Below are 23,268 nucleotides of genomic sequence, written 5' to 3'. Positions count from 1 at the left end.
AAATCCATTTGAGTTAGGTTAGCCATACCTTCTATTTTTCCGTGGTGAGTATTCAGCCGGATTTGGCCGGAGTCGCCTTTGCCGCCCGCCTGGCATCGTTCGGAAACCGGCCCGCAGTACACCTCCCTGCGGGAAGAGTGAGCTATGCCCAGCTGGCCCGCCAGGTTGAGGACATGGCCAGGTCCTTTGGCGACGGCCGACGCCTCATCGCCCTCGAAGCAGAAAACACCCTGTCCTCGCTCACGGTGTACCTGGCGGCCTTGGCCTCGGGCCAACCGCTGCTCATCCTGCCCTCCAACGGCCAAGCCGCAGAGGCATTGATCGCTGCCTACGAACCGGACATCGTCGCCCGGGCAGTTGGCGGCGAAACATCCCTGGACTTCCGCCGCGAGGAAAGCGCGCACAACCTTCATCCCGAACTTGCCCTGCTCCTGAGCACTTCCGGTTCAACGGGCTCCCCCAAACTGGTACGCATCTCGGCATCGTCCATCCAAGCCAATGCCATGGCCATCTCGCAATACCTGCACCTCCGCCAGGACGACACGGCCGTCACCACGTTGCCGCTGTCCTACTGCTACGGCATGAGCGTGGTGAACAGCCACCTCCTGGTTGGCGCCTCAATGGCGCTGACAGATTTGTCCGTGGTGGACCCCTGCTTCTGGGATCTGGCGCGAAGAGAGTCCGTCACGTCCTTCGCGGCAGTCCCCTACACCTTCGAGCTCCTCGAACGCGTCGGCTTCGACAACATGGACCTGCCCAGCCTGCGGTACATCACCCAGGCCGGAGGACGCCTGGATCCTGAACGGGTCCGTTCCTACGCCCAACTGGGGCAGGAACGTGGCTGGGACCTCTTCGTCATGTATGGCCAGACCGAGGCAACAGCCCGCATGGCCTACCTCCCGCCGGACGAGGCAGCAGAATATCCCCACGCAATCGGCGTGCCCATTCCCGGCGGATCCTTCCGCCTGGAACCCGTGCCCGGGCTGGATGAGAGCGAGCTGGTCTACTCCGGACCCAACGTGATGCTGGGTTACGCGGAAAGCCCGGCGGACCTGGCGCGCGGAAGGGACGTCACCGAACTGCACACCGGCGACCTGGCCAGGCTCGGGCCCGGCGGGCTCTACGAGATCGTCGGCCGGCGCAGTCGCTTCGTGAAGATCGTTGGTCTCCGCGTTGACATGGGCCAAGTGGAACGCCTGCTTGCCGGCTATGGCGTGACAGCCGCCGTGGCCGGTTCGGACGATGGACTCGTGGCCGCAGTGGAGGGGACCCACGAGCTGTCCCTCGTTGCCAAGGCCGTCGCCCAGGATCTCGGTATCCCTCGCGCCGCACTGAAGCTGTGCCCGGTCGAGGTGGTCCCGCGGCTGGCCAATGGAAAGACGGACTACCCGGCCGTGCTGGCCCTCGCCGCGGAGCCCGCCGTCGTGCCGGAAAACCACGACGACGGCCCGGGCCTTTCCGGCACGATGGCACCGGACGATGCCCGCACCATCTTTGCCGACGTCCTTGAGCGAACGGACATCGCAGACACGGACACGTTCGTCTCCCTGGGCGGCGACTCGTTGTCCTACGTGGCGGCCTCAGTCCGGCTTGAACGCGCGCTCGGATACCTTCCGCATGGCTGGCACCTCATGCCGGTCTGCGAACTGACCCCGGCAACACCCGCCACCCAGGACCCGCCTTCCAAACGTACGAAGCTCCGGAGAACCGTGAGCCCACGGGCCGGAATCCGGCTGCGCCACAAACTCACGGCCCGGCTGGAAACCGGCATCGTCCTGCGAGCCATGGCCATCATTTTCATCGTGTCCACGCATGTTGGCCTCTTCCACTGGGAAGGCACGGCCCACGTCCTGATCGCCGTCGCCGGGTACAACTTCGCCCGCTTCCAGCTCGCGGGTTCGCGCCGGGCCAGGCTGAAGCGGCAACTCAAGGCCGTGGCACGGATCGCTTTGCCCAGCGTGGCTGTGATCAGTTTGGCCTTCGCCCTAACGGACGACTATGGCTGGCACAACATTTTCCTGCTCAACACCCTGGTTGGCCCTCAGGGATGGACCGACATGTCGCGCTTCTGGTTCATCGAGATCCTGGTCCACATCCTCCTGGGCATGGCATTGCTTCTTGCCATCCCGGCACTCGACCGGGCCCAGCGCAGGTGGCCTTGGCTGCTTCCCGTCGTCCTTGGTGGCGTGGACTTACTGCAGCGCTTCGACGTGATCGAACTGCCCTACCCCGGCCAAGGTCCTGTCCTGTGGCTCTTTGCCTTCGGCTGGACTGCGGCACTGTCCCGGAAGTGGTGGCAGCGTGTGGGCGTGACGGTCGCGGCCCTCCTGACAATCCCCGGCTCGTTCTCGAGCGAACCCCGCAGCGCAACCGTTTTGGTGGGCTTCCTCGTGCTGCTGTGGATCGCCACCCTGCCCGTACCCCGGGGTCTGCACCGGATCACCGCGCTCCTGGCCAGCGCGTCCCTGTACATTTACGTCACCCATTGGCTGGTTTACCCGCTCGTCCTGGAAGCCACGTCCGGCTTGGCACCGGAAGCTACCCTCAGCCTGGCCGTCGCCGCCTCCCTGGCGGCAGGCATTGCCTACTGGGCGCTGGCAACGAGGGCCATGGGCGCCGCCGAAAGGTGGCTTGGCCGCCGTCGTACATTGCAGGCGACTACGGCAACCGCCGACGTGACGCCCCATTGATACATGGGAATGGTAGTTTGATCTCTGCTTGAGCCATACGCCCCGTACCGATCAGAGGACATTCCATGTTTAAGGGTTTCAAGGACTTCATACTCCGCGGCAACGTGATCGAGCTGGCCATCGCCGTCGTCATCGGCAGTGCCTTCACCGCACTGGTTGCCGCCTTTACCAACAACATCATCAACCCCGTGATCGCTGCCGCCGGCGGCGTGAACGCCGACGGCCTCGGCTTCCGCATCTGGCCGGACAACGAGGCCACGTTCGTGAACTTCGGCGCAGTGGTCACGGCCCTGGTGACGTTCCTCATCACCGCGGGCGTTGTCTACTTCATCTTCGTAGCCCCCATGAACAAGATCAACGCCATGGTCAAGGACCGCCTCTCCACCGAGGAGCCGGAGGAAGAGCCTCTCCCCGCAGACACGGCCCTCCTGGCCGAGATCCGCGACCTCCTCAAGGACGCCGCAGCCGCCCGCGACGCAAACCGCGACCTGGACGACGATCCCATCCGCTAGGAACACCCGCAGCACCCTTCCCTGTTGTTGCGGCTGTACCCCTCGAAGCCCGGCACCCTCCCGCGAGGTTGCCGGGCTTCGGCGTTCCGCGGTGCCCCCGCCAACCCGGCAGGAACCTCGCCGCATACCCGCCGCGAGACCGTGACGCAGCAGCAACGCCCACGAAACACCTGCCCGGCAGCATGGGAGCATGAAGCCCAACGCGAGCTCTCCCGTCACCGCGGATCTCCTGTGCGAGGTCTGCGGTCAATTGCCGGAACCGCCCAAGGCCCGGCTTACCCTGGCCAATATCGCCGTCATGCTGCCCATCGAACTCTTGGTGCATGCGGCCGTGGTGGAAACCCACCTGCCGTACCTGGCCAAGGTCCTTCTGCTCACCGTGACCGCCACCGTCCTGGTGATTTGGGTGGCCGAACCGTCGGCGGCGAAGGTCCTCCGGCGCTGGCTCCACGCGCCGGCCCTCAAGCACCGCCGCACCTTGAACTCCGCCCCCGCGCTGTGGCGCGCCCGCACCCTCCTGCGAGACCAGCCCGGTTCCCTCCAAAGGATCACCCAATCCCTGGCCAAACTGGACACCAACATCCTCAGCATCCACGTCCATCCGATGGATGGCGCCGGACTTCCCGGCACCGTGATGGACGAGTTTGTCCTGTCTGCCCCGGGGAACCTCACCGAGCATGAGCTGCTTCTGGCAATGCACGACGGCGGCGGGCGTGAGTCCCATGTCTGGCCCACCACCGCGCTGGCCATGGCAGACGGACAAACCAAGGCCCTGAGCCTCGCCGCCCGGATCGCGGGAAACCCGCAGGAACTTCCCTTGGCGGTTGCCGAGCTCTTGTCCGCCAAGGTGGTCCCGGCGGATCCGGAGCGTCCGGCACCCGCGGGGAGCACCGCCGTCGGACCTTCCGCTGATGTCCTCAAGATCCCCACCGCATGGCACGGGCCGCTGGTCTTTTCCCGCCCGGGTGAACCGTTCACGCCGGCGGAGTCGGCGCGGGCGCACAGGTTGGCTGAACTGGCGGAGATTCTTGCGTACAGTCCGGCAGGCCGCGGGGACGCCCGCTAGCTGTGTTCCAGCACTTCCTGTGCGCCTTCCGATGACCAGGCCCCGGGTCAGCCCGACGGGAACGGCAGGCGTCAAGATCCAAGGCATGACTAGAATGCGGTTTCCGGACCTCATGGAAGGTCGGCGGAAACCTCAGGGGGTCTCATGAGGAAACGGGTCGACAAATGGCCGTGGAACAGAGCATGGCCGTGGTTTCTCTTGGCCAGCGGACGCGTATCCCTGGTTTAAAGTCCGGTCCAGCGGCGGAGGGTGCTATTGACCAAGCCAATGAGCACGGCGGTCCACCAGCACGCCTGTGAAACGGTGAGAGCCATAAGCAGGCGCGTCCTGAGTCGGCGGCCGAGTTCACCGAAGCGGGTTTGCGGGGGCAAGGCCAGCAGCTGGTGCATCGCCGGCGCGATTCCCAACCCATTGAGCATCAGCACAAGCACGCACACAAGTTTGATGACGGTGACCGGGTTGCCCAGATCAGGGTCAATCAGAGCCCCCGAGATCAGGAGCAAGGCCAGTCCGCCCCAAATCAGGGGTTTCGCCGCAGCCTCGAGCTTTCCAGATTCGTGCATTTGTACTTTGCCCAGCAGCCACAGGAGCCCGAGCCAATCGACCACCAAGATGGTTCCGAAGGCCAGGACCAATGCGAGGATGTGGACGGCCAGCCCGATCCGGTGCAGCTCGGGTCCGCAATCAACCAGATGACCAACAAGCAGCGACGCCGTCCATCCAGTGATGCAGGCAAGTGCCAACAGCCCTCTAGTGACACTTCTGCGTCCGCTTCCCCGGACGGCGCCGGCATCAATTTGGGCCTCTGCCGCCCCCGGGATGGCGGGCTTGGACGATGCTGGAACCGGCAAGTGGGCAGGGGGCAGCAAGGACATGGTCGGGGGCCTCTCGAGGGGGAGCGTGAACCGAGGCAGGGAGCCCGGCCAGTTGGGATGCGAAATTAGGTGTACCTAAGGTGGAGATTACAACCCGCAAAACGAATTACGCAAAGTTTGCGTGCGCTAATTACTCCACCCAGTTTTCAAATGCAGACACGGTATCTGAATCGACAGGCACCACCGGTTGCCGCTGCCCTGGCGAAACTCGTCAAGACCCTGCCCGGGACCCTGTACTACGAACCCAAATGGGACGGCTACCGAACCTTCGCGTTCGTTTCCTCTGGCGGGGTCAGGCTGTTCTCCCGGCAGGGCAAGGAGTTCACGCGTGTGTTCCCGGACCTTGCGGCGGCAATGGAAGCGCAGGTGCCGCCGGGGCGGTGGAGGTGAGAATTGTGGAGGACAGGAGCCACCGTTCGGGGTCGTCTTTGGGCAGCTCGGGGTCGGGCCAGAATTCGTACAGGCCGGCGAAGCCCAGCAGCGACTCATCTGCCGAGTAGAGGTAGTTCGGGATCTTCTTCCCGTCCTCGGTCTTCTGCCATTCGTAGTCCCCCTCGGTCGGGACGATGGCCCTGCGCTTGACCGCAGCGGACCGGAACGAGGGCCTTTCCAAGATTGACTCACTCCGGGCGTTGATGAGCTTGGAGCCGATCTTGGCATCCTTTGCCCAGGACGGGATCAGGCCCCACCGGGCGATGAGCAGACGCCTGTCAAGAGTGCCTTCGTGCAAGGTCGAGGATTAGGCGCTGATTAGCCGACTGGGAAAAGCCCGATAAACCACAACGAGGCAAATGCGAACACCGCAAAGAAGGGGATCAGGCAGCCCAGTACCAACTTGGATGGATGCGCGACTTCGAAGGATTCTCCGGGGTTCTCCGGGTTGTAGGCCACTTCCAGCACTGACCCGGGAGCGGGCCGTTCGACAGCGGAGACCTCGGATTCGCCAGCGTAGAGGACACCCTGGGGACCGGTGAACTGATAGGTCGGCCAATAGCGGCGGTTTCTGCTCGTGTTGCCGACTCCGGATGTCCAGCCCTCCCGGCTGCCAGTAACGATCGCCTGAGCCTTTGGCCAGGAATCAATTCGGCGCTCCTGGGATTTCGTCTTTCGGACCGATTGGATGCAGGCGCCGGCGGCGGCCAGGACGAACACCGCCCAGATGATGTACAGCACGATTTTCACAGCGTCCCCCATGTTGAAGTCACCACTCTAGCGTGGCCACTCCGTCGTCTTTCGGAGCTGAACCGCGTGCGGGAAGTAGTCCAGGGTCATGAGCATGCGGGGATCAGGTGCTGAGGAACCACTCGTAGGCTTCGTCGTCCCCTGCGGTCCTCCGACGGCTGCTGCGACAGGAAACAGCTGCGATGCCCGCCGCGCTTAGCGGTTGAGGGGGACCATGCCCCACGCGGGGAGCGGCTTGGGGGCTGGGCTCCTGGATTGGGATATTGCCCGGGGCGGGGACCGGGCAATATCCCAGATCTCCCTAAATGTCTGCCCGGCCGGATGGACTTGGCCTGGGTGAGCCTCGCAACTTACGCAGCCGCATAGCCCGGTATTCCCGGCGGGACATCGACACCGCGTAGAAAGTGACGCCACCTCCCAGGGCAGTCAAGACCAGCGCGGCCCACATCGGACCTTGGCCCTGCGCCAGCGGAGCGAGCAGCAGCACTATCGAAAATATGCACAGTAGTGCAGCACCGGCCGCTACGATCCCCATCCCCCACCACGTACTGACCTGGGCTTGCCCTGCGCCTGGCGTAAAGCCGATTTCGTCTGCCGGGTAGCTGTGCAATTCGCCTGTGCAGGTGTTGCGCAGTACGCGCTTTTCCCCGGCTGCCACTGCCGCTTGATGCTCGGCATAGACGGCTTCATTGTGCCGCTTGCGGTCGGAAATCATGCTCGGTTTCTCCTTTCCTGTCGGTCTGGTCAATGGCATCACAACATGCCGGGATCAGCGGCAATCAGCGCTACCAGGGCCACTACGGGTAGGGCAACAACAACCGGGCCAGCTACCAAGATCCAACTGGTGGCCGTGTACCGACGATAGCCCCTGCCGCGCAACTTGGTTGCCCACAGGGAGCCGTAGACGATGCTGGCAATCAGGTACGGGAATGTCAGCAGGATCGTTCCCAATCCTAGCCAGATGGCGGCCTGTAGAACGCCCAGACCGCGCTCGCTATACATATCAGCCGATCCTAATGTCGCCGTACCAATAAGAAGCAGCAATAAGAGCACCAGAAGACCGGCACCGATCAGCAGGACAGTCCTGAACGTCGTAGCCCACGCAGGCAATGGCGGAGCCTGGACCGGCCCCGGCTGACTCGGAAAATAGCCCGAAGGGTAAAAGTTATGAGGGTGCACGGTGCTCTCTTCTTCGCAAATGGCCGTCGAAGCGTTAGACGGACTCGCCCAAGTATGACCTGCACTTGCTTTGAACACGACGCCAACTGGTCTTGGAGACCGGAGTGCTGAAGTATCCCACTTCCTTGTAAGTGGGACTGACCACGCAAAACAGTACAACCAGCCGGATGTCAGTTACAAAGCAATCTGCGCGGTTGTTCAAAGCCGTCTGCACAACGTGTCCGCTAGAGCATGGTTTTCAAGCGCCATTCTCAGGGACCAAAACGGCGTCGTCAGCACCTGCTTTTCTGTCCCTCAACGGGCGCACTCCCGCTACACTGCAACTCTCGTCGAGCGCCTCTTGCTACCACGCATGATCAGGCACTTAGGACCTAGTTGGACTGCCAACGGTGACGCTCAGTGCGGCTCGTAGCACCGGGGAGGAAGCGATGCAGACGAGAGCAGCTCGTTGATAGTCGCCCGCTGATCGAAATCCGAGAGCCCCAGCGATCTCGTTCCGCAGGCTGGTGTTCCGAATTGGCAGAAGCCGTACTAGGTCGTCGTATCGCCTGCCTTTGAGATGTGCCTGCAGCTCGCTGAGAATCTGTGCATACGGAGACGGGATACGGATCGTGATGTCATCACTCCCGACTGTTTCAGGCATGTGAGCAACCAATTTTCGTGCCACCGCGTCCTTTGCTAGCTTTGCAGCCAGCCTTTCCAAAGTGCCAGGACTACCAAGGGCTTTCAGTGCCCTCTGCTCAGCATCAGCCAATAGCTCATCGCTATCGCGCCCGAGGGTCATCGCCTGTTTTGTGGCAACGTCACGCAACACTTGGGTCTCAAAATAGAGATTCTCGATCTCACTGACTGGCAAGACATGCACTCCGCGGCTCACCAAGGACGCGCGTTCTTCGGCAGTCCGCCCATCTCCGTCCACCAATCCCACCGCGTTTACCCAATGATGGTCCTGGCTTTCGCGGAGTCCTGTTACTGAGCGGATGACGAGATCGCACCCCCCGCTCGGGACGAGGAACCACTCAGGAAAAAGCACGCGATAGAGTGCCAGGTCAAGGCTCGCGCTCTCGCCCTCGATGAAAAGAATACGGCGACGACCGCCAAGAATTGCTCGCCGCGCAGTTTCCGAAAGGCCGGCTGGGTCTGGAACTTCATGGATGTCCCATTGGTTGGCCTGTTCTCCTTGCCACTTCACGCCAAGGACACTGAACGTCGCACCTTGCTTGTCTGCGAGACCTGAAGCGAGATCAAGGTCGTGCGTCAGCACTACGAAAGCACAGTCCGGTCGTGCCGCGATTATCGCTTCGATGAGACCCGCTGAAATCGAGCGATGAAGATGCCGTTCTGGTTCATCAATGATGATCGTTGTGCCCGGTAGGGCAGTCAGGATGTCCGCTGCAAGGAATAGCGCACTTTTTTCGCCGTCTGACATGAGGTATATGGGATATTTTGCGCCCAGGTTTCGGTGCTGAGCAACAAAATTATCGGACTCGGTCACATCGATTTCAATATGCAATCCTGCACGTTCTAACACCGTGTTGAGCGTGTCGAGCAATCGATCACCGACGGCAGCGTCGACGTCGGTCCGATTTGCGCCGCCGTCGTACAGGGCAGCTACCCGCCGACTTTCATGATTAATACGCGCGATTAGGTCGAACAATGCGATGCTCGATCGTTGTGAATCGGTGCGATCGATATAGCGCGACTCTTCTGTCCGATCCCAGCGCGTCATTGTTGAGACGTACGTCTCACGGTCTGCGGAACTAATTGCCGGTCCTGCATGTTGGAACCAAAGTTTCCGCTGAGCCAATACCCGCTTCAAAGGGGCTGACGGCGCGTGCGTTGACATCCAGGCCGCTAGCGCAGACTTCCCCGATCCGTTCGCCCCAAGAATCGTCACCACCTCGCCGGCGCGCGCTTCAACACTTAAGAATTCGCCCGATACGACCGGGACATCCCACCGAGCCAAGGTTGTGGCAATCTCGACAGTTTCACTCATGCTCCGATCGTACGGGAGAAACTCTACGCGGAATCACCAAAGCAAAAGCATCGAGCCCAGGACGATCCCATATCTGTCGAGCGGGCTGTTAGTGCCCATTGATCTGATAACCGTAGCGGTTCGAGGGTCTTTCTTCCCCGGTACGCCCGCCCGCAAACTGCACGGTTAAGCCGCCGGGTTATTCGGGTTGGCAATTGCCAAACCTTTAGCAAGACGAGCTGCAATCATTCGGACGTGGTTCTCGGCCAGCGCAGCCATAGCATGGCCGACTCAACGGGATACACCTCGACTACGGCTGATCGGCGCTTCGTGGATAGTCCTTGGGACAGGAATAGCAATCTTTAGCCTTGTTACCGGTCGCTAGGCGTCTTGTCTTCAGGGTTCCCGGAATCGTCGCTACTTAGAACCAATGCCAGACGTCTCTCACAAGCGTCACTATCAGTATTGCGACAGCAGCAGGTGGAACCAGGTAGAACACCCAAGGCATCTTAGGTCCTCCAGGAGGGCGGAAGCGCTTTGCCATCAGGATCCCTTCCAACTGCAGAATGTAACGTCAAGGAAGGAATCAGGCTGAGGCAGCAGTCCTTCGCATATGGTTCTTCACGATACTCGTTGGCGTGGCAGATTCCCCTAGCGCCCGGTGAAGGATCCCCTTACGGAACAGCCAAACTGGACGCTATCGCGATACTCCCCGCTGGCTCAGCAACATTCCGCGCTCGTAGGGCACCTCGCCCTGCCACCCGCATGTGCAGGCTCCACGCCAGCTCATGATCTGATCGTCCGGAACTATCTCCTGATCCGGAGCAACAAAATCTCCCGCTACCTTGCACCGTCCGGTGATCCCGTGGACAAGCATTCCGTCTGCGGTTGAACCTGAAGCGAGGCGGCCACCGGGTGCGACCGCAGCGACCCATCCCTCATCTTGGTAGTCGTTGGAGGTCCAGCCTATAGCCCTACCAAGCGCCTTTGGGAATGGGGGTGGCCGCGGGGCCTAACTTGGAAGTTCAGCAAGTAGAGCCCACTCCGGGGCCGGAATTGTTCCAAACTCCGGCCAAGTGCCCGATACAAGGTAATGAAAGATTCGATCCGTTTCCTGGTACAGCCAGCGCTGCAAGGGAAGCATGACTGTGAAGCGGTCTTCGAAGAAGACCATGGGTGCGGGTTCTACCTGCCACAACACAGGCCATGGAACTTCGTTGAACGCCGGCTCAGGGGCAAAAGACACTTTGGTCCAGGGTTGCTGCCACATGTCATCCCCAGCGTCATCCGGCATTGGATGGAGTCTAGGAGGAACCACACCGCCGGGCAGGATCAACATCCCCACCGTGGACCTATGCTTGTCCAGATTGTCGAGCGCGGTTACCAGGGTGAGCACGTGGGACGTCGGATCGTCTGCGTGCCAAGGCTGAACGTCGGCTATGCGCTGTAGCAATGACGCCGGCATGGCCTCTAGGCCCTTCGTTTCATTTTTCCATTTGCCGCTGTCAGCCAAGACAGGAAAGTAGACCTGCCTTGGTTTTTCTGGGCCATCGCCTTCGAGGTGACACATTTCGAACGTCAGCAAATCCAGCGCAGCACGCAGGTTGTGGGTCGCGTCCCCGAATCGGCTGCTCCATTCCAAGAGCGGCACCTCCGGTTTCGCCGGCATGAACAGTTCGTAGGTGTAGGGCTCCCCTGGGACAGGCCGAGCCGGAGCCATGATGGGATTGTGTGCCGTCCACTCAGCTATCTCGTTTTCGAGCTCCTGAAAACGGTGGGCACCCCTGTACAGCTTCATTGCGGCCGGGCTGGAGTATTCCTTCGTGAAGTGTTCTACCACGAACCGAGTTTAGGGCAGGACCACCTCTCGTTCCGCTCAGCCGGGTCGACAACTTACGAAAGAGTAGGAGGACACACGCGGGTCGGTACGATCTCTGAAGCCCAGTTCATTACGGCCCACTGTCCTTCTCTCAGCTGCATGACGAGGCCGTATGCCTTGCTGGAGTCTGACTAAACCTTGAACCTCGCCGCGTCCATGCAATCAGCGTTGGCCCGTGTTCACGCTGATGCGAAGAATCCTGCAAGCTGCGGAATTTGATAACCGCCTTTCATGAGCTGAACGTACAAGGGCCTCTTCTCGACCAGGCTTTCCGGGTCCTCTTTGCCGCGCTATTGTTGGCGGTTCGGTCCCCTCTTACACTAAGCGCATGGCCGATTGCTGCCTCTTCCAATGAATCGCCACAGGCGGAAGGCAAAAGTATGTCAAATTATGATGCAGCAGACGCGCTCCCCATCGCTCCGGAGGCGCTACCGATCCCTGCAATAAACCTCGATGCGCCAAACGACAAAGCACTACCATTTACGAAAATTGGCCTCGGTCGACCGCTTTCATTGAAAATCCTCAGCATTTTTCCGGGAAGTGCATCTTGGCATCGCAAGGATAGCCTGGGAGCCGCCTTGATAACGTCCGCGGTGAAGAATCCGTCCCTTGATGGCGCAGCCGCTCTTGCCCTCAACTACTACTTCAAGGAGGCGATGCCTGGCAGGGCCCTGAAACCCACAGCATCTGGGGGAGGATCGGACGTCATCTACTACTCCCCGGGCATGATTCACGACTCGCTTGAGATCGAGATTCGTCAGTCTTTTGATAAATGGGATCCGTCGAAGCTAGGCGTATGGACGGACGCGATCGGCAAAGCGGCGAATCTACCCGTGTTCGCTGTATCACCGCACACTGCATCGGCTGGCGCAATCGTCTACGCAGCGGCAAATGCAATTAAGTTTGCCGCCCGCTTTTTCGACGGCTGGTTTGACAATGAGAAGGACTGGGTTTCCTCCTGGACCTTGCGCCTTTCGACGGGCGGACTGGTCCCCGCTACGGAATCCTTCGCCTTGTTCTACGGCAATGATGACCAAGAGAAGGTGCAGGGATCAGGCGGAGCTATCTTTACGAAGGAGTTTGCCGACCGCGATGAGCAGTACGTCGTCAATCAGGAAAGGGGCACTCTCTGTTACAGGGACAACGGCGAGCAGGTGCTGGAGGGAAGCCCATACGTCCTTGCTATTTTGGACGGCGCTGCAGATTCGCATCTCACCAAATGGACTGGCGCGGCGGTGACGGCAGTCCTCTACGAACGTTTCTTCGGGACTAATGATGAGGGACGCAGCCAAGACGTGGGTGGAATTCTGGAGGCCTACAACGACATTGTCATGGCCAGAGAGATCGCCGCTTTGGATGCGGATTTAGGGCAGCTCCCCGAAGCTGAGCGACGGGATTCGTCACTTCAAAAGAAGCGTGACGGGGCCGTCAAGAACATCCAAGACAAAACCATCAGGGACATGTTCAAGTAAGAGGGCACCAGTTGAGGATTAATGGACTTGAACTGAGCATGGTCCCTTGGAAGCTTTCGTTGAACCGGATGCGTCGCATCGGCTGCGGGAATACGCCGGATTCCATGAACGTTGGCGATCGCCGGAACGCGAGCTTGGTGCACCCATGGGCCGGCTTTGAAGCCGCCGGCAAGGCCCATCACCATTGCGTTGTCATCGATGCTGACGGTACTCGGCTCCTCCCGAAAAACTCCAAACGACGAACCGGCCCTGCTCGAAAAAATGTCACGAACAGGGATGACGGGGCGAAGTTATTCTCCGCCACGCGGGCGGTTGAAGCCAATAATGTCAGAGCCGACCAGCATCATGGACGTAGAACTCAGGAAGGGATGAAGCAGCATGACCGACAAAATAGATACCGACTGCCCTGAATGTGGCGGAATGGTGCGCTTCACGCTTGAGGACCTGGCTAAACAGCGAACTGTGCGTTGTTCCCGCGGACATCAAGTACAACTACGTGACCAGGGCGGCGGAGCCCGCCAGGCAGTCAAAGCTCTCAGTGACTTGGAGAAGGCCATCCAGCGGCTCGGCAGGTAACAGGTTCTAGGCTTAGGACTGTTGAGCTAGTTGCGATTCGAAAAGTGAGGCACTCGTCCCTAATCGTCAGTCCTTCATCGAGTTCAGCCTGTATCCGAGGATCCAAGCTGCCGGACTCAACGAACGGTTGTGCCAAAAGATGAAGGGGCCCCATGGGCTCATTCATCGCCTCTATCATCACAAAGCCATAGTGCCATGGCCCGAAGCGGAACCGGCCCATGGGCCAGGACGCCAACTAAGACCGTTGCTGCATGCCCGTAAGCCGATCCCCCTCCGGCCGCGTAGCGCGCGCATAGGCGTCCCCCGCGGGTTCAGGACTGCTGGATTCCCGTAAGATCCGCCCGCAAAAATGCCCTGTGGGGGTGCCCTAAACGCTACACAGTTTTCTGTCCCACTTCCTTGGAAGTGGAACATCCCGGAAGGACACTCTCCCGCCGTCCGATGGCCACAACCCCTCGTAATATTCCGTCCCGGATGTTATGCCGAAACTCATAGCACTGAAGTCCGTCACAGCTGCAACTTTCGGGACGGTGCGGGCAATCTGGGCCCACCGACAACACATACTCCCATGGATGCACTGGGCGCACCGAAAAGGTGCCTGCTTTCCTGGCCCACGCCGTTGGACAGGACCCCGGACACGAGCCAAGCCTTGCGGACGCGAGCCTGAACGGCGCAATGACGCCGTCGGCTGTCACCAAGCTGGCTAGATTCGCAGATGGAGCCGACGCTGCCGGGGGCAAACTCCGAATCACAAGAACCCAGAGGCTGCAGCCGATGCACAGGACGAGGAAAATACCAGCGGAGCCGGCATAGGCCCAACAGGTTGGCCGAGCAGGCCGAGTTTCTGGCATACAGTCCAGCCGCAAATAGCACCTCGCACGAATGGCGGTATCCCAGAACGTCCTGCAACGCAGCCCAGTTGCCCCCGAAAACCCGGTGATGCCCCGCGAATCGCCGGGTTGTCGCACGTCAGGGCCGCAGGGCCGAGGGAGCAACTGGGATGAAGCGCCGCCGGCTGGGCCACACAGTCACAATCCGTCAGCACCATTTGTATACCAAACCCCTTGACAGTGCTACCCGTCACACCTACCTTTGATTTTGGGATCCCAAAACGGGATCCCAAATGATCCACTACCGGCTGCGGCCCGGCCCCATCAACGGGCAGGTACCGCAACAGTTGCCGCCGGCACGGGTCAGGCTGCAGCGGTATCCCGCCCGGCTCATCCCCCCAAGCTTCAAAACCCAAAGACATTTCCATCCCGTCGACTCCTACTGAAGGAGAAGCTGTGTCTACCGAAAACACCCAACTGGCAACCCAGGACACCGACCCCCAACCCGGCAAGGACAGGGTGCAGCGACGCACCAACGTCCGCTGGAAGCTCTTCATCCTCTTGTTGGTCCTGGTAGCGGTCAATTACATCGACCGTGGCTCCATCTCTGTAGCCCTCCCCATCATCCAGAAAGAATTCAACCTCCCTCCCGAACTGGTAGGACTCCTGCTGTCGGCGTTCTTCTGGACCTACGCCCTCATGCAGATTCCTGTTGGCTGGCTAATCGACAAATTCGGCCCCCGCAAGGTGGTCACGGCCTCCTGCATTGGCTGGGGTGCTGCCACCGCGGCCTCCGGTTTCGCCGGCGGGTTCCTCAGCATGTTCATCGCTCGCCTGGGCATCGGCGTCACCGAAGCCGGCGTCATGCCCGCAGGTGGCAAGCTCAACGCCATCTGGATGCACAAGAAGGAACGTGGACGCGGTGCCACCATCCTCGATGCCGGAGCTCCCCTCGGCGCCGGCCTCGGCGGCATCCTCATCACCTGGCTGATTGCCTCCACGGGCAGCTGGCGGATGTCATTCATCATCGCCGGTGCCGCGACCGTCCTCATGGGCCTGGCCGTCTGGTGGTACATCCGTGACAACCCCCGCCAGCACAAGGGCGTCAACAATGCCGAGGCCGAGTACATCGAGTCCTCCCATGCCGAAGAAGATGCCGAAGCCGCCCGCGAAGGCGCACAGGGCAAGCGCGCCCTCCTCCCCTACCTGAAATTCCGTTCCTTCTGGGCCATGTGCTTCGGCTGGCTCGGCTTCAACGGTGTCTTCTACGGCCTGCTCACCTGGGGCCCGCTCTACCTGGCGCAGGCCAAGGGCTTCGACCTGAAGACCATCGGCTGGTCCACCTTCGTGATCTTCGGCGCCGGGTTCGTCGGCGAAATCCTCGGCGGTGCCATCGCTGACAAATGGCGGGCCTCCGGCGCCTCGGCCAACAAGGTCATGCGCACCCTGCTTGGCATCTCGAGCCTGGTGGTTGTGGGCGGCCTCGTCGGCGTTACGATCGTCCCGGACCCGATCACCGCCGTCGTCCTTCTCTCCGCCGTCCTGTTCTTCCTCCGCTGGGTCGGCCTCTTCTGGTCCATCCCGTCCATCCTGGGTGGCCGCACCAACGCCGGCGTCCTGGGCGGAGCGATGAACTTCAGCGGGAACATTGCCGGGTTCGTCACCCCCATTGTGGTAGGCCTGATTGTCGGGGCCACCGGCTCCTACACCTGGGCGCTGCTGTACTTTGTTGGATCCGCAGTGATCATGGGCATCTCCGTCCTGGCACTGGATTACAACAAGCGACTCCCGGTCTGACTCGCACTCGCCGGGCCGGCCGGAGGGTCCTGAACCACCCAACGGCCGGACACCCGCCGGGCCGGGCGCACGCCTTTACATCACGGAATTGGAGCTGACATGCTGACCGCAGAAGACACGAACACCACGGACCGCCCCCTCCGGGAATCCGTGCGTGACACGCTCCGTACCCGGATTTTCGAAGGCCACTACGCGCCCGGCACCCGGCTGGTGGAGCGGGACCTCGCCGCCGAGTTCAACGTCTCCCGCCTCCCCATCCGGGAAGCCCTCCGCATGCTCCGACAGGAAGGACTCATCCGGGACCGTTCCGGTCGAGGCACCGAGGTGAGCGGCCTGAGCCCCAAGGACGTTGAGGACCTCTTCGACGTCCGGCAATCGCTCGAGGTCCTCGCCTGCCGCCTGGCCGCCAAACGCGCCACCAAAGCAGACCTCCAACACCTTGGCGGGCTCCTGGACCAGGCCGAGAACTTCCTCGCCAAAGGGTCCATCCTGGAAGCCCACCGCGCCAACAGCGAATTCCACGATGCCATCACCCGCATCGCCAACAACGACTTTCTCCGCTCCGCGCTCGAACCCCTCCAAGGACGCATGCACTGGCTGTTCCGCCACGTCAGCGACCTCCCGGAACTGATCCGGGAACACCGCGAACTCTACGAAGCCATCGCCAGCGGCGACGACGAGCGCGCAGCCGCCCAATCGGCGTCGCACGTTGGCAAGTACCGCGATCAGTTCCCGGACGACTACAGCGCCACGGAACCCCAACCCAGAAATACACGGAAGAAACCATGAAACTCCTGGTCATCAACCCCAACATCAGCGACGACGTCACCGCACTCATCGAGGCCGAGGCGCTCCGCTCCGCGAGCGCGGACACCGAGCTGATCGTCCGCACGGCCGGGCACGGCGTCGAGTACATCGAGACGCGCTTCGAATCGCTCATCGCCGCGGGTGCGGTTGCGGAGCTGATCGCGGAATACGCTTCCGTTCCCGAAGCAGCGCACGACGACGGCACTCGCGCCGGGCGCGACGGCGGCAGCACCGCCGTGGACGGCGTCCTCGTGGCAGCATTCGGCGATCCGGGCATGCCGGCCCTGAAGGAGCTCGTGGACGTGCCCGTCATCGGGATCACCGAGGCCGCACTCTGTGCAGCGGCATTGCAGGGGCAGCGCTTCTCGATTATCGCGATCTCGGACCGCATCCAGGCCTGGTACCGCGACTGCGTGGAGCGGTTCGGCTTCGGCGGGCGGCTCGCTTCCATCCGTTCCATCAACCAATCCCTCAACTCCATCGGCTCCGTCCAGGCCGACTTCAAGGAAACCCTCCTGGCACTCAGCCGGCAGGCCGTCGCGGAGGACGGCGCCGACGTCGTAATCCTGGCAGGTGCGCCCCTCGCCGGGCTCGCCCGCGAGCTTGAAGGCCAGATCCCGGTGCCCGTCGTGGATGGAATCTCCGCCGGTGTTCGCATGGCAGAGGCCGTGGTCGCGTTGAAATCCGGGGCGCATCGCGGCGGATCGTTCGCCGCCCCGCCTGTGAAAGCACGCCGCGGACTCTCCGAAAACCTCGACGCCGCCCTGGCTGCCGCCCAATTGGCGCAGCTCTCGCCCACGGCCTAAGACTCTTCAGAAAAGGAGGACGATGATGTCCCAACTCCCAGACCTCGTGATCGCCAACGGCACGGTGGTGAACAGCTTCGGGCGGCAGGCCGCCCATGTAATCGTCGACGGCGGCAAAGTCACCTCGCTGCTGGACGCCGCGGAGCCCGTACCCGCCGCAACCCGGACCGTGGACGCCCAAGGCATGCTGGTGATTCCCGGCGGCGTGGACGGCCACTGCCACGTGGCCCAGGTGACCGGCCGTTTCCGTACCCTGGACGACTACGCCACCACCTCAACGGCGGCGCTGTGGGGCGGGACCACCACCATCATCGACTTCGGCATTCCCCGCGACGCGCAGGAAACCCCACTCGATGCCGTCCTCAACAAGAAGCGACTGGCCGCTGAGTCCCGCTGCGATGTTGCCTTGCACGGCTCCGTCATCAGCTGGGACGAGACCGTGCCGTGGCAGCTGGAACAGCTTGCTGCCGAAGGTGTCCGCTCCGTGAAGATGTACACCACCAACCGCGGTTCCACCATGGCCGACGGGGACACCATCCTCAAGGTCATGCGCGAGATGGTCCGGCTCGACGGCCTCACCTACATCCATGCGGAGCACGATGCCATCATCACCGACTGCACCGAAGAGCACGCCTCGGACGGCCGCATCGGCATCGAGCACCTGCACCGCACCCGGCCCGAGCTCGCCGAGGAGGTCTCCGTCAAGGAAACCCTCGCGATGGCCGAGTACACCGGAGCACCCGTGTACTTCGTGCACCAATCCACCCCCGGGGCCGTGGACCTGGTCACCGAGGCACGCTCGCGCGGGATGGAAGCGTACTCCGAAACGTGCCCGCACTACCTCACCTTGGATGAGACTGTCTACGGATCAACGTTCCCCGAGTGGTACGCGTGCTGTCCGCCGATGCGGAGCGCCGAAACCGTGGCTGCCTTGAAAGAACGCCTCGCAGACGGGGCCATCCACACCGTGTCCTCGGACCACTCCTGCTACGACCTTTCACAGAAGCGCGAACGCACTGACGACGTCCGCTTCATGCCGCACGGGCTTCCCGGCGTGGAGACCCGCATGCCCGTCACGTTCACGGCCCTGGTGACCGAGGCCGGGGGTTCCGTGGAGGACTTCGTGGAGGTATTCTCCGCCGGTCCTGCGCGCATCAACGCCCTGCCGTTCAAGGGTGTGGTGGCGGAAGGTTTCGACGCCGACCTCGTGGTCTTCGATCCCGCCGCCCAACGCGACGTCGACGGCGGTGCGCTGCACATGGGGACTGACTTCTCGCCTTTTGAGGGGAAGACGCTCAACGGTTGGCCCGCCGTCGTGGTTTCTGCCGGCCGCGTGGTCCTCGATACCGCAGGTTTCCACGATCCCGGGGCCGTAGGCCGCTTCGTGGCCCGCAACGGTTTTACGGAGCACCGTTCCCTGTCCACACCCGTTTCTGTCTAGGAGTTTTTGATGCCTTCCCTTGACCGCCCAACCCGCATCGGCATGATCGTGCCGTCCTCCAACACGTGCCTCGAGCCGCAGACGTACCGGATCCTCGGCGACCGGCGCGATGTCACCATCCATTCCACCCGCATCCCAGTGACCCGGATCGCGCTGGACGATTCCTCGGACAAGCAGTTTGATGCGTCAGTGATGCGTGCAGCCGCCGAACTCCTGGCCACCGCGAACGTCGACGTCATTGCCTGGAACGGGACCTCGGGATCCTGGCTCGGTTCTGCCCACGACCATGCCATTGTCCGGGAGATCACCGAAGCCACCGGCATTCCCGCCACAACATCAACGCTGGCTTACCTCTCCGCGTTCGAGGCGTTCGGGACCGAGCGGATCGGGCTGTTCACGCCCTACACATCGGATGTGAACGAGGCCGTGATTGCTTCGTACGCCCGGGAGGGGATCAAGACGATCGACCACCGGCACCTGGACCTCAGCGACAACGAGTCCTTCGCCCGCGTGACGGACCAGGAGATGCTGCCGGGTTCGCTGGAGCTGGCCGAGGCCCACCCCGACGCCTTGGTGTACCTGTGCACCAACCTGTACGGCGCGAACATCACGGCGGAGGTGGAGGCCCGCACCGGAGTACCCGTTCTCGATTCCGTGGCGGTCACCCTCTGGCACGCCCTGAAGCTGGCCGGGGCTCCGCCGTTGGAGCCGAAGTGGGGCCGGCTGCTGGGGTAGCCTCGCCGGACCGGGACGCCTGCGGTCAGTCCTTATCGATTTGGTCGAGAAGCTTGCCCAAGGCGTCCCGGATATCGTCATAGTCGTTCTGCCCGGCCCGGCTTTCTGCGGAGATGACGCCGCAGCGGTGGATCTTCTGGAAGTCGCCGATCGGGAACTTGTAGTGGCCCTTTTGGTCGTCCGGGTGCTCGTCGTCGACGCCGAGGTACCACTTGCCGTACTCCGCGAAATCGTGTTTTTCCAGGAACGCGTTCTCCTCCTTGGTGGAGGGGGCGTGCTCGCTCCAGTCATCGCGCTCGTCTCTGACGGTCTTGCCACTTCGGATCAGTTCCTTGGCGTGGTCGAAGGCTTTCTTGTTGAGTTTCACTGTCATGGTGGGCTCCTTTTGCAGTTTCTACAGCGCCTTCACCGCGCCCAGCACCTTGGTCAGCGAATCCTTGGCGTCGCCGAACAGCAGGGTGGTCTGCGGCTCATAGAGCAGGTCGTTCTCGATGCCAGCGAAGCCTGGGCGCATGGAGCGTTTGAGGAAAACTACTTGCCGGGCGTCGGCGACCTCCAGGATCGGCATCCCATAAATGGGCGAGCCTGACGTTGTCTTGGCGGCAGGGTTCACCACATCGTTGGCGCCCACCACCAACGCAACATCGGCGGTCTTGAATTCGGAGTTGATGTCCCCCATTTCCTTCAAGGACTCATAGGGCACATTGGCTTCGGCCAGCAGGACATTCATGTGCCCGGGCATGCGTCCGGCCACGGGGTGGATGGCGAAATCCACTTCGGTTCCCCGGGATTCCAGCGCCAAGGCAAGCTCCGCCGCCGTGTGCTGACCTTGGGCCACGGCCAGGCCGTACCCGGGCACGATGATCACCCTTTGCGCGTAGCCCAGGAGCACGGCGACGTCTTCCGCGCTGGACGAGCGGACCGGCCGCTCGCTCACGGTGGTGGACCCCGCCGTCGAACCTCCCTTGAAAGCCCCGAACATGATCCCGGCGACGCTGCGGCCCATCGCCGCGGCCATAGCCCGGGTGAGGATGGTGCCCGAGGCGCCCACCAACGTACCGGCCACAACCAGCAGCACATTGCCGAGGACCAGGCCCGAGGCTGCCACAGCCAGACCCGTGAAGGCGTTCAGGAGCGAAATCACGATCGGCACATCGGCGCCACCGACGGGCAGCACCAGCAGGACACCGGCCACGAGACCCAAGAACAGGAGAACCAAGGCCCACCCCGGAGAGCCGCCCACGATCACCACGATGCCGGCAGCAACAGCGGCCAGCAACACGAAAGCCATCAGCACAGGAAGACCAGGAAACGTCACCGGCCGCGTGGTCATGAGGCCTTGCAGCTTGGCAAACGTCACGGCTGAACCTGCGAACGACACCGCACCGACCAACAACGTGAAGACGATCGCCACGCGCACCCAAGCGTCCTCGGTGTGCGGCAGTTCCAACAAGGCCACCAACGCAGCAGCGCCACCGCCCACTCCGTTGAACAGCGCCACGAGTTGCGGCATCTGAGTCATCTGAACGCGTCGGGCGACAGGCGCGGCAACCCCTGCCCCCACTGCGATCGCCCCGAGGATCCACGGAATGTTGTCGAGTTTTACCGACACAAACACCGTGACCACGGCCAGCAAGGCCCCGAACGCGCCAACGAGGTTGCCCCGCCGCGCCGTCTTCGGGGAGCTCAGGCCCTTCAGCGCGAGGATGAAACATGCCGCCGCAGCGAGGTATAGCAGGGCGGTCCAGGTCGGGTTGAGGAGCGTCATTTCCGACGCTCCCCTACGGCCTTTCCGCCGTCAGCGGCGGGGTTAATGTCCGACGGCGGCCGCTGCCTTCCGCGGAACATCTCCAGCATGCGGTCGGTCACCACGAAGCCGCCAACCAAGTTGGCGGTGGCGAGGACCACAGCCAACAAAGCGACCACGAGGACCCACGGTTCCGAGGCTTGCCCGGCAACGATGATGGCCCCTACCAGGATGATCCCGTGGATGGCGTTGGCCCCGGACATCAAGGGCGTATGCAGGGTGCTGGACACTTTGGAGACCACTTCGAATCCCACGAAGACCGCCAGCACGGTGATCGTCAGCAGGCTCATGCCATCCATCAATGCGCTCCTTCTGATCCGTGGGCAGCGGACTCAGCGGCCGTCTCCCCGGCGAGCGCCGCGAGAGCCTCCGCTGTGGGCGCGTGCCGAATGACGCCGTCGTGGGTTAAACAGGTTCCCGCCACCACTTCGTCGTCGAAATCGGGGGTGACCACGCCTTCCTCGGTCATGAGCGCAATGAGGTTGGCGACGTTCTTCGCGTAGAGGCGGGATGCGTCGGCGGGCATGGCGGACGCGGGGTCCTTGAGGCCCACCAGGGTGATGGTGCCCTGGCCGTCGGCGGTGGGGATATGGAGGTCCTGCCCGGGGATCACTCCCTCAACGTTGCCGCCCGATTCAGCCGCGAGGTCCACCACCACGGACCCGGCGCGCATACCCTGGACCATCTCACGGCTCACCAGCAGCGGCGCCCGTCTCCCGGGGACAGCGGCGGTGGTGATGAGCACGTCGGCCTGGGCCACATGCGGGGTCAGGAGAGCCCGCTGCAGGGCACCCCTGTCTGCGCTGAGTTCGCGCGCGTACCCGCCGGATGCTTCGGCGGTTTCGAGGTCGAGTTTGATGAAGGTTCCGCCCATGGAAGCGACCTCATCGGCCGATGCCGGCCGGATATCGTTGGCGGATACCCGGGCGCCGAGACGTTTGGCTGTGCCGATGGCCTGCAGACCCGCGACGCCGGCGCCGAGCACCAGCACCCTGGCGGGCGGGACGGTTCCGGCTGCCGTCATGTAGAGCGGGAAGAACCGGGGCAAACGCATTGCTGCTTCCAACACGCAGCGGTAGCCGGCAACGAGGGCCTGCGAGGTGAGGGCGTCCATGGATTGGGCCCGCGAAATGCGGGGAACCAGTTCCAGGGCGAACGCGGTGACGCCGCCGGCGGCGAGCGCGCGGACGGTGGGCAACTCCGACGACGGCGACCCCAGCCCCACGGTGACGGCAGCCCGGCGGAGGGCTCCCGCCGTCGTCGGATCCATGGGACGCACGTGGCAGTAGACGTCGAGTTCCGCGAGGTTCAGGGAAGGTACGACGGCGGCCCCGGCCGTTTGGTAGTCGGCGTCGCTGTGGCCGGAGGCGGCTCCGGCACCTGACTCGATCTCCACCTCAAGTCCCAGCCCCGTCAGCTGTTTGACTGTTTCCGGTGTGGCTGCCACCCGTCGCTCACCGTCGAGCGTCTCGCGTGCGATGCCTGCTTTCACCCGCACCCCTTCTTTCGACCGTGGTTGCCACGAGTTTATGCACGCAGGCGGGGCGGCGGTAGGGATGGGCAGGTTTGAAAATGTTCGAATTCTGGAATTCGCACGCCGGCGGCTGGAATATTGGTCGCAGGTGCCCTGAACGTATCC

General features: G+C 62.5%; 21 protein-coding genes. 10 read left to right on the top strand and 11 right to left on the bottom strand.

The features are described 5' to 3' along the window. The first annotated feature begins 44 nt into the window (after positions 1–44). The 3 genes from ACFVSJ_RS06460 to ACFVSJ_RS06450 all read left to right on the top strand — a co-directional run bounded on the left by ACFVSJ_RS06460 (position 45) and on the right by ACFVSJ_RS06450 (position 4,268). On the top strand, positions 45–2,690 hold the full coding sequence (locus tag ACFVSJ_RS06460; RefSeq protein WP_387435278.1) for an AMP-binding protein: 2,646 nt from the start codon (positions 45–47) through the stop codon (positions 2,688–2,690). A gap of 65 nt (positions 2,691–2,755) precedes the next feature. Further along, complete coding sequence (gene mscL, locus ACFVSJ_RS06455) at positions 2,756–3,202, top strand: large conductance mechanosensitive channel protein MscL (protein ID WP_387435277.1); 447 nt, start codon at positions 2,756–2,758, stop codon at positions 3,200–3,202. Positions 3,203–3,392: 190 nt separating this feature from the next. Further along, positions 3,393–4,268, top strand: coding sequence for an amino acid-binding protein (locus tag ACFVSJ_RS06450; protein WP_387435276.1), 876 nt, complete (start codon positions 3,393–3,395; stop codon positions 4,266–4,268). A 224-nt stretch (positions 4,269–4,492) separates the two neighbouring features. On the opposite strand, the gene ACFVSJ_RS06445 is transcribed toward ACFVSJ_RS06450, so the two are convergent. Further along, complete coding sequence (locus ACFVSJ_RS06445; RefSeq protein WP_387435275.1) at positions 4,493–5,143, bottom strand: hypothetical protein; 651 nt, start codon at positions 5,141–5,143, stop codon at positions 4,493–4,495. Between the two features lie 150 nt (positions 5,144–5,293). Between ACFVSJ_RS06445 and ACFVSJ_RS06440 the strand changes: the two genes are divergently transcribed. Further along, complete coding sequence (locus ACFVSJ_RS06440; RefSeq protein ID WP_387435273.1) at positions 5,294–5,533, top strand: hypothetical protein; 240 nt, start codon at positions 5,294–5,296, stop codon at positions 5,531–5,533. Here the strand turns inward: ACFVSJ_RS06440 and ACFVSJ_RS06435 are convergent. The 6 genes from ACFVSJ_RS06435 to ACFVSJ_RS06410 all read right to left on the bottom strand — a co-directional run bounded on the left by ACFVSJ_RS06435 (position 5,466) and on the right by ACFVSJ_RS06410 (position 11,319). Further along, a complete protein-coding gene (locus ACFVSJ_RS06435; RefSeq protein WP_387435272.1) occupies positions 5,466–5,873 on the bottom strand; it encodes an SOS response-associated peptidase in 408 nt (135 codons plus the stop codon). The two genes, ACFVSJ_RS06440 and ACFVSJ_RS06435, sit on opposite strands and share 68 nt — an antisense overlap. A gap of 20 nt (positions 5,874–5,893) precedes the next feature. Continuing rightward, positions 5,894–6,325, bottom strand: coding sequence for a DUF3592 domain-containing protein (locus ACFVSJ_RS06430; RefSeq protein ID WP_387435271.1), 432 nt, complete (start codon positions 6,323–6,325; stop codon positions 5,894–5,896). A gap of 301 nt (positions 6,326–6,626) precedes the next feature. Then, a complete protein-coding gene (locus ACFVSJ_RS06425) occupies positions 6,627–7,040 on the bottom strand; it encodes a hypothetical protein (protein ID WP_387435269.1) in 414 nt (137 codons plus the stop codon). Positions 7,041–7,078: 38 nt separating this feature from the next. Continuing rightward, complete coding sequence (locus ACFVSJ_RS06420; RefSeq protein ID WP_387435268.1) at positions 7,079–7,327, bottom strand: hypothetical protein; 249 nt, start codon at positions 7,325–7,327, stop codon at positions 7,079–7,081. A gap of 541 nt (positions 7,328–7,868) precedes the next feature. Beyond that, the gene (locus ACFVSJ_RS06415; RefSeq protein ID WP_387435267.1) at positions 7,869–9,500 is read right to left on the bottom strand and encodes an AAA family ATPase; all 1,632 of its coding nucleotides are present in this window, start codon (positions 9,498–9,500) and stop codon (positions 7,869–7,871) included. 991 nt (positions 9,501–10,491) lie between these two features. Continuing rightward, positions 10,492–11,319 carry a hypothetical protein gene (locus ACFVSJ_RS06410; RefSeq protein ID WP_387435266.1) on the bottom strand — a complete coding sequence of 276 codons (828 nt, stop codon included), beginning with the start codon at positions 11,317–11,319 and terminating at the stop codon, positions 10,492–10,494. Between the two features lie 419 nt (positions 11,320–11,738). On the opposite strand from ACFVSJ_RS06410, the gene ACFVSJ_RS06405 reads away from it, so the two are divergent. From ACFVSJ_RS06405 to ACFVSJ_RS06380, 6 genes are all read left to right on the top strand, one after another. Then, on the top strand, positions 11,739–12,830 hold the full coding sequence (locus ACFVSJ_RS06405) for a hypothetical protein (RefSeq protein ID WP_387435265.1): 1,092 nt from the start codon (positions 11,739–11,741) through the stop codon (positions 12,828–12,830). Positions 12,831–14,692: 1,862 nt separating this feature from the next. After that, on the top strand, positions 14,693–16,033 hold the full coding sequence (locus tag ACFVSJ_RS06400) for an MFS transporter (protein ID WP_387435264.1): 1,341 nt from the start codon (positions 14,693–14,695) through the stop codon (positions 16,031–16,033). A 99-nt stretch (positions 16,034–16,132) separates the two neighbouring features. Continuing rightward, entirely contained in the window at positions 16,133–16,822 is a 690-nt protein-coding gene (locus tag ACFVSJ_RS06395; RefSeq protein WP_387435262.1) for a GntR family transcriptional regulator, read from the top strand. After that, positions 16,819–17,646 (top strand): aspartate/glutamate racemase family protein, encoded by an 828-nt coding sequence (locus ACFVSJ_RS06390; protein ID WP_387435261.1) that lies wholly within the window; start codon positions 16,819–16,821, stop codon positions 17,644–17,646. Before ACFVSJ_RS06395 ends, ACFVSJ_RS06390 begins: the two co-directional genes overlap by 4 nt. Positions 17,647–17,671: 25 nt before the next feature. Then, a complete protein-coding gene (locus ACFVSJ_RS06385; RefSeq protein WP_387435260.1) occupies positions 17,672–19,087 on the top strand; it encodes an amidohydrolase family protein in 1,416 nt (471 codons plus the stop codon). 9 nt (positions 19,088–19,096) lie between these two features. Then, positions 19,097–19,822, top strand: coding sequence for an aspartate/glutamate racemase family protein (locus ACFVSJ_RS06380; protein ID WP_387435259.1), 726 nt, complete (start codon positions 19,097–19,099; stop codon positions 19,820–19,822). A gap of 25 nt (positions 19,823–19,847) precedes the next feature. Here ACFVSJ_RS06380 and ACFVSJ_RS06375 read toward each other — a convergent pair whose 3' ends face one another. From ACFVSJ_RS06375 to ACFVSJ_RS06360, 4 genes are read right to left on the bottom strand one after another with little or no spacing between them, the layout of a single operon-like run. Then, complete coding sequence (locus tag ACFVSJ_RS06375; RefSeq protein ID WP_387435258.1) at positions 19,848–20,195, bottom strand: hypothetical protein; 348 nt, start codon at positions 20,193–20,195, stop codon at positions 19,848–19,850. Positions 20,196–20,216: 21 nt separating this feature from the next. Next, on the bottom strand, positions 20,217–21,590 hold the full coding sequence (locus ACFVSJ_RS06370; RefSeq protein ID WP_387435256.1) for an NAD(P)(+) transhydrogenase (Re/Si-specific) subunit beta: 1,374 nt from the start codon (positions 21,588–21,590) through the stop codon (positions 20,217–20,219). Beyond that, positions 21,587–21,928 (bottom strand): NAD(P) transhydrogenase subunit alpha, encoded by a 342-nt coding sequence (locus ACFVSJ_RS06365; RefSeq protein WP_387435255.1) that lies wholly within the window; start codon positions 21,926–21,928, stop codon positions 21,587–21,589. The genes ACFVSJ_RS06370 and ACFVSJ_RS06365 overlap by 4 nt, the downstream gene beginning before the upstream one ends. Continuing rightward, positions 21,928–23,121, bottom strand: coding sequence for an NAD(P) transhydrogenase subunit alpha (locus tag ACFVSJ_RS06360; RefSeq protein WP_387435253.1), 1,194 nt, complete (start codon positions 23,119–23,121; stop codon positions 21,928–21,930). The genes ACFVSJ_RS06365 and ACFVSJ_RS06360 overlap by 1 nt, the downstream gene beginning before the upstream one ends. Between the last annotated feature and the right edge of the window lie 147 nt (positions 23,122–23,268).

The sequence above is a fragment of the Paenarthrobacter sp. NPDC058040 genome, from assembly GCF_042885775.1.
Classification (GTDB): Bacteria; Actinomycetota; Actinomycetes; order Actinomycetales; family Micrococcaceae; genus Arthrobacter.
Note: the sequence above shows the minus strand (reverse complement) of the source record. Positions and strands in the feature narration are given on the sequence as shown.